General features: G+C 73.4%; 2 protein-coding genes. One reads left to right on the top strand and one right to left on the bottom strand.

Annotated features, from left to right (window positions below; translation table 11 throughout):
* The coding region (locus ABD901_RS52955) for a beta-ketoacyl synthase N-terminal-like domain-containing protein (protein ID WP_345142325.1) at positions 1–4,989 on the bottom strand (4,989 nt) is incomplete at its 3' end.
* 616 nt (positions 4,990–5,605) lie between these two features.
* Between ABD901_RS52955 and ABD901_RS52950 the strand changes: the two genes are divergently transcribed.
* The gene (locus ABD901_RS52950) at positions 5,606–7,369 is read left to right on the top strand and encodes a hypothetical protein (protein WP_345142322.1); all 1,764 of its coding nucleotides are present in this window, start codon (positions 5,606–5,608) and stop codon (positions 7,367–7,369) included.

The following is a 7,369-nucleotide window of genomic DNA, read 5'->3' as shown; positions in this document are numbered from 1 at the left end:
CAGCGGCGCCGGCTGCGACGGCCTCGCGGCGGCCGGCGCCGGGCCCTGTCCGCCGCCGACGTCGTCGCCGAGCTGCTCGAGGGTGGCGTCGCGCTGGGAGGCGATCAACTCGCGATTCGTCTGCAGGTACTCGGCCAGCAGTTCGTCCTGGCCCGGTCGCCGAAGCCCGTTGTCGGGGCCGCCGGCAGCGGGTCCGATGGTTGCGGTCATGGACAGCTCCTTGATACGTCGTGGGGGCGTCAACCCGCCGGGGATGCAGATACCCTCCCGGTCGCGGACGAGCTGGCCGTCCACTGTCCAGAAGGGACGGTCGGTGGGCCCGGTCGGAGTGGCCTCGACGGTGTCGCGGCCGTGGAACAGAAAGCCGGTCTGCACCGGTACTCCGGCGCAGGCCAGCTGGGCCACCGCGGTGAGCAGGTCGCGGAGCCCTTCGCCGGTACTCCGGTCGCAGGCGATGGCGAGGTGTGGCCGATCGGCGAGGATGGCCTGGACGAGGCGGGTGAGGACCTGCCCCGGGCCGGTCTCGACGAAGGTCCGGGCGCCGGCGGCGTACATGGCCTCGATCTGTTCGACGAAGCGGACCGGCGCGCCGACCTGGGCGGCCAGCTCGCGCCGGACCCCGTCGGCGTCCGCGGGGTACGCGGCGGCGGTCCGGTTGGACCAGACCGCGATGCGCGGCGCCGCGACCGGTTCGGCGGCGAGCACCTGCGCGAAGCGGTCCACTGCGCCGGCCACGAGCGGACTGTGGAACGCGCAGGCGACGTTGAGCCGGTGCGTCGTCAGGCCGGCGGCCTTCAGGGCGGTGACCGCCGACTGCACCGCGGAGGTGGGGCCGGAGATCACCTGCTGGGCGGGGCCGTTGCGGTTGGCCAGCACGACCCGGTCGGCGAGACCCGCGTCGGCCAGGACCGCCAGGACTCGCTCGGCGGTGGCGCTGACCGCGGCCATGGTGCCGGGATCGTCGCCGGTGGCGCCGACGATCGCCTCGGCGCGCCGGCGACTGAGCCGCAGCAGCGTCGGCGGGTCGATGGCGCCGGCCACGCTGAGCGCGACCAGTTCGCCGTAGCTGTGCCCCGCGGCCAGGTCGGGACGGATGTCGAGGCGGCGCAGCAGGTGTGCCACGGCGAGCCCGCCGATGCCGAGCACCGGCTGCGCCACCCGGGTGTCGGTGAGCCGCTGCTGCTGCTCGCGCTCCGTGGCCGGGTCGAACGCGGCCGGCGGGAACAGCCGGTCCGCCAGGTCCGGCCCGAGATCGAGATACTCCCGCAGCTCGGGGAAGGTCACGAACAGCTCGGCCAACGCGCCCGGGCGCTGGCTGCCCTGCCCGGGGAACAGGAACGCCACCCGGCCGTCGGCGGTGCCCGGCGGCGGCTGGATCAGGCCCCGGCCGGGGTCATGCTCGCCGGCGAGCGCGCGGCGCAGCAGCTGGTCCAGCTCGGCGGCGTCGCGGGCGACGATCGCGACCTGGACGGGTCCGGAGCGCGGGTCGGCCTGCGCAGCGGCGGTGGCGGCCAGGTCCCGCAGCCGCCATGGCCGGCCGTACCGGTCGGCGCTGCGCAGCAGCTCGGCGAGCCTGCCCGCGGCCTGGTGCGCCGCGGCACGATCGCGGCCGCGGAAGCAGAAGAGCTCCGCCGGCCACTCGTCGCGAGCGTGGCGCGGTTCGGGCGTGTGCGGGTCCGCGGCGAGCACGACGTGGAAGTTGGTACCGCCGAAGCCGAACGCGCTGACCCCGGCGATGCGCTCGCGCGCCGGGGCCGCCCACGGGCGGACCTCGGTGGCGAAGGCGAACGGGCTGGTCCGCGCGTCCCAGGCCGGGTTCGGCCGGGTCAGGTTGATCGTCGGCGGGCGAACGCCGGTATGCAGCGCCAGCGCCGCCTTGATCACCCCGGCCAGGCCGGCGGCGCACTTGGTGTGCCCGATCTGCGACTTGACCGAACCGAGCGTGCAGCTGCCCGGCGGCGCGCCGGCCTCGGCGAACAGGCGGGTCAGGGTCTGCAGTTCGGTGCGATCGCCCACCACGGTGCCGGTGCCGTGCGCCTCGAGCAGGCCCACCTGCCGCGGGGAGACGCCGCTCTGCGCGTACGCCCGGTCCAGCGCCCGGCGCTGCCCTTCGGCGCGCGGCGCGGTCAGCCCCAGCGCCCGCCCGTCGCTGGCCGCGCCCAGCCCCTTGATCACCGCGTAGACGCGATCGCCGTCGCGCCGCGCGTCGGCCAGCCGCTTGAGCACGACGCACGCGACCCCCTCGCCGAGCGCGATCCCGTCGCCGGTGGAGTCGAACGTGCGGCACCGCCCGGTCGGCGACAGCGCATGCGCGGAGCTGAACATGAGGTAGTCATGGATGCCGTTGTGCAGGTCCACTGCGCCGCAGAGCATCAGGTCGCTGCCGCCGGTGGTCAGCTCCTTGCAGGCGGCGTCCATCGCCGCCAGCGAGGAGGCGCAGGCGGCGTCCACGGCGAAGTTCGGCCCACCCAGATCCAGGCGGTTCGCCACCCGGCCGGAGATCACGTTCGTCAGGACGCCGGGGAACGAGTCCTCGGTGACCGTCGGCAGCTGCTCTGCCAGCTCCGCCGGCACCTCCCCCAGGTACGCGGGCAGCGTGGCGCGGACCACCTTGCCATTGCTCAGGTCGCTGCCCGCCTCGGCGCCGAACACGACCCCGGTCCGCGAGTGATCGACCGCGGGCGAGCCGTGGTGGTACCCGGCGTCGGCCAGCGCCTGCCGCGACGCTTCCAGCGCCAGCAGCTGGGCCGGGTCGATGCTGGCCAGCGCCGCCGGCGGGATGCCGTACCCGATCGCGTCGAACGGCACCGGCGCGATGAAGCCGCCCCACTTCGACACGCTGATCCGGCCCGTCTGTCCCGGCTCCACCTCGGGCGCGTAGTACGTGTCCGCGTCCCAGCGCTCGGCGGGCACCTCGGTCACCGCGTCGCGGCCGCCGAGGATCGTCTGCCAGAAAGCCGCCAGGTCCGGCGAGCCGGGGAAGATGCACGACATGCCGACGATGGCGATGTCGAGGGGTTCCGGCGTCGGCTCGGCCACCGCGGCGTCCGGCCCGAGCGCCGCCGTCAGCGCGGCGATCCGCCCGGCGTGGAAGCGCCGCGCCCCCACGGTCACGTCTTCGTGCAGTCCGGCCACGGTGGTCTGCGCGTCGCGCAGCACTGCGATCTGGCCGGCCATGAACATGCCTTCGGCGCGCTGGCCCGGCTCGTCCACGGCGATCAGCGCGTCACCTTCGCGGCGCAGGCCCTTGCTGGCGATGCGGAGCCGGCCGACGTTGAGCGTCTCCAGCTGCTCCCACACCTGCCGGGTGTCCACCCCCGCCGCGTCCAACTCCTGCCGCATCCGGTGGAAGTCGTCGACGTACGGCGTGTGCAGGCACCGCGTCACGTGTCCCGGCGCCGTTTCCAGCAGCGCGGTGACCGTCGCATCCAGCACCTCGCGCTGGAACAGCGGCTGGATCGCCCCGTACTCGACCGCCTCGCTCGTGAACAGGTAGGCGGTGCCCATCAACACCCCGACCTGCACACCGCGTTGCGCCAGCGGGCCGGCCATCGCCGCCACCATCGCCGCGGAGCGCGCGTCGTGGATGCCGCCGGCGAAGAACACCTGCACCTGCGCGGCGGTGCCGGGCGGCGCCTGGTCGAGGAACTCCTCCAGCGCCAGCGCCTGCGCCTCCCACAACGCAAAGCTCGTGCGCGGCCCGATGTGCCCGCCGCACTCGGCGCCCTCGAAGACGAACCGCCGCGCACCGGCCCGCAGGAACTGCCGCAACAGCCCGGGCGACGGCACGTGCAGGAACGCGTTGAGGCCGTCGGCCTCGAGGGCCTTGGCCTGCGCCGGCCGGCCACCCGCGATGATCACGACCGGTGGCCGGACCTCCATCACCGCCGCGAGCTGCGCCGCCCGCACCTCCTCCGGGGCGAAGCCGAGCACGCCGACCCCCCACGGGCGCCGGCCCAGTTGCTGCGCGGCCTCCCGCAGCATCCGCCGGGACTGTTCGCCGGTGGCCAGCGCGAGCGCGATGAACGGCAGCGCCCCGTCGTCAGCGACCGCGGCCGCGAACCCGGCCACGTCGCTGACTCGCGTCATCGGGCCCTGCGCCACCGGGATCCGCACGCCCAACGCCTGCGCCAGCGGCGCGCCCGGCGCCAGCAGTCCACCGGCCGCGTCATCGCCGGCCGCGGCCTCGATCGCCGCACGGATGCCGCGCACCGCCGCGGCGGTGGTGCGCCAGCGGTCCCGGAACACGGCCGCCATCCAGCCGTCCTGGCCCACCGGCAGCAGCTCGCCGGCGCCGTCCGGGCGGCCGTCGCGGCGCAGGCCACGCATGCCGTCCGACAACACCGTCTCGGAGCCGTCCATCCGCCCGATCACGGCCCGCACGTCCTCCGGCAGGTCCGACTCCGGCATCAGCGCGAGCTGGCTGTCCAGCACCACACCGGCGGCGCCGCCGACCACGCAGGCGGCGGCCGTGCGCGGCCCGATGCCCCCGGCCACCCACACCGGCAGCGCCAGCGCCTCATCGGCCAGCAGCTGCTGCAGCAGCACGAACGAGCTCAGCTCGCCGACCCGCCCGCCGGCCTCGCAACCGCGCGCGATCAGCCCGTGCGCACCGGCCTCGGCCGCGGCCCGGGCCTCCGCACGGCTCGTCACCTCCACCAGCACCCGATGCCGCCGCACCGCCTCCCGCAGCGGCCACCCGGCGTCGTTCGCCGGCATCACCAGCAGGCTCACCCGGTCCCCCGCGGCGCGCTCCACATCGGCGAGGGTGGCGCGACAACCGGCCGGCACCCGTACTCCGATCGGTCCCGCCGACCACGACGCCGCTCGCTCCAGCGCCCGCAGGGCCCCGCGGTCGCCTATGCCCAGGTCGAAGACCCCGCGCCCGCCACCGGCACCGGCGGCCGCTACGAGCCGCGGGCCGGGCTCTACCGCGCCACACGGATTGATGGCGACAACCAAATCGTTGCCGCCGATTGCAGTCTTCATCGGGCTCCCGTCGATCGGATCAGGTGTGCAGCGTTGGATTGCGCAGGCGCACATTGACCCCGCGACGCAGCCTCGTGCGCCGTGTCAATTGGGTGTTGCGCCAAAGCGAACTAACGGCCGTCGGGCCGAAGAATGCTCACGTCCGGCGTGCGCGCCGCCGGCGTCCGCAGCCGGCTCGTCCGCGGCGCCTTCCAGCACGCTGGGGCCGCGACACATCATTGGTATAGCACCTTCACAGGTTTGTCCGAGGTTATTCAGGACTCTCTTCGCCGATCGTCCCGTTCGTACGTCGGTGGTCTGGTACAAACCTGGTTGTAGATGCCTTGGGCTGAGCCGCCGTGGAGCGCTTCCGCGCCTCGGTGAGACGCACGCACGGCACAGCGCGTCCGATGTGCTGGATTTTTCCAGCCGGACTTCCAAAACGCTGTGCACCGCCTGTCGGCGCCCGTCACCGCCCGCTTCAGCCCGGGGTCCGGGCATCGCTGTGTTCGCCGTGCCTGTCATCCGCCCGAGACGGCAGCCGCCCCTGCCCGTCGGTAGATCCCTTATCCCGTCAGCCTTCTCGACGTCCGCGGCGGCTGCCGCCGACGGACCTGTACCTGATGAAAGGACAACCATGCACAGGATCCGGTTCTTCACCCGATCCCTGCTTCCCGCTGCGGTCCTGGCGGCCATCCCGGTGCTCGCCATCGCGCCGGCGGCCAACGGCGCCGAAACGGCCCGGCCGGTGCGGACGGCCTCGGCTCCGGAGCTGCTGGCGAAGGCCGCACCGGACGAGTGCTTCGCCGGGGTCGGTCAGCCGTACCCGTCCGGGCCGCCCTGCAGTTCCGGCAAGGCAAAGGTGAACCAGTCCTACGTGTGGGGCCTTGCCCAGTCGGGCGACCGGGTCTGGTTCGGCACGGGCGCCAACGTCCAGTGCCTGACGCTCGGCACGAGCCTTGCGCAGACGACGCCGACCCAGAACGACGACTACGTGTGTGAGTACGGCTCCAGCCAGCTGGGCAAGCAGGCCGGCGGCCTCGGCAACCTGGGCAGCATTGGCAACCTGGGCAGCCTGGCGGCGCCGCTCGGCGACTGGCGAGCGCCGAAGGTGTACGTCTACCAGACGTCCTCGCGCAAGCTGACCGACAAGACCGGCGACATCACCAGGGCGTCCAGCACCGACAGGATGCGGCTCAACTCGACCATCGGCATGCGCGCCGCCGGCACGTACAACGGCGTGGTGCTGCTCGGCGGGCCGGGCCTGCTCGGCCTCAACCTCTTCGCCTTCGACAGCAAGTCGGGCAGGTACCTCGGGTCGACGACCCTCAACACGTACGGCAACATCCGGCACTTCGTCGTGGCCGACGGCGCGCTCTACGCCGGCGTCGGGATCGGGCCCGAGGGCAAGGGCGGCGGCGCGGTGCTGCGCTGGGCCGGCAGCAAGTCCAGCCCGTTCAAGTTCACCGCGGTGGGCTACCTGCCGTCGCAGGTCGCGGACCTCGTCGTGCACCAGGGCCGGATCTTCGCCTCCACCTGGCCCAGCGCCGCCGGGAACACCAAGTCGACCGAGGCCGGCCTGTGGATGAGCGCGCCGCTGGCCAGCGGCAAGCCCGGCCTGACCAAGGACGACGCCGCCGGCTGGCGGCGGGTGTGGAGCGTGAGCCAGTACGAGCCGGACCCGGTCGTGGCCACGACGTACGGCATGGGCTCGCTGGCCTCCTACGGCGGCTACCTGTACTGGGGCACGATGCACGTGCCGCTGCAGTCCACGGCGGCGATGGTGAAGCAGTACCCGCCGGCGAACGCCCAGGCGGGCGCGCTCGCGGTGAAGAACACGCAGCGCACGGCAAGCATCTTCCGCGCCACCAACTTCGACAAGGCCAGCCCGACGGTCGAGCTGTTGTACGGGGCGTCGCAGCTGCCCAAGTACGACCCGAAGGGGAACAAGGGGGCCGGCGCCTGGCAGCTCGCCTCGACCGGGTACACGCCCAAGTGGGGCTCGGCCGGATTCGGCAACGCCTACAACAACTACACCTGGTCGATGGTGGTCGTCGGCGGCTCGCTGTACGTCGGCACGATGGACTGGGGCTACATCAGCCGGTACTCGCCGCCGAACGCGCTGGCGGGGGTCCGGGCCGCGTTCGGCACGCCCGACGCAACGTCGTACGGCGCCGACCTGTGGGCGTTCGACAGCCCGCAGACGAAGGCCCGGCCGGTGAACACCACCGGGCTCGGCAACTACTTCAACTACGGCGTGCGCAACATGGTGACCGACGGATCGTCGATCTACCTCGGCATGGCCAACCCGATGAACCTGCGCACCGACAAGGGCGACAACGTCCCGGACGGTGGCTGGGAGCTGATCCGGCTGCGAACCGCCAGCACCTATCGGCGCTAG

This window comes from Dactylosporangium darangshiense, assembly GCF_039537565.1.
GTDB lineage: Bacteria > Actinomycetota > Actinomycetes > Mycobacteriales > Micromonosporaceae > Dactylosporangium > Dactylosporangium darangshiense.
Note: the sequence above shows the minus strand (reverse complement) of the source record. Positions and strands in the feature narration are given on the sequence as shown.

Excerpts from the sequence above, each read along its gene's own strand:
- ABD901_RS52950 (WP_345142322.1), top strand. The coding sequence starts at position 5,606 with ATGCACAGGATCCGGTTCTTCACCCGATCCCTGCTTCCCGCTGCGGTC.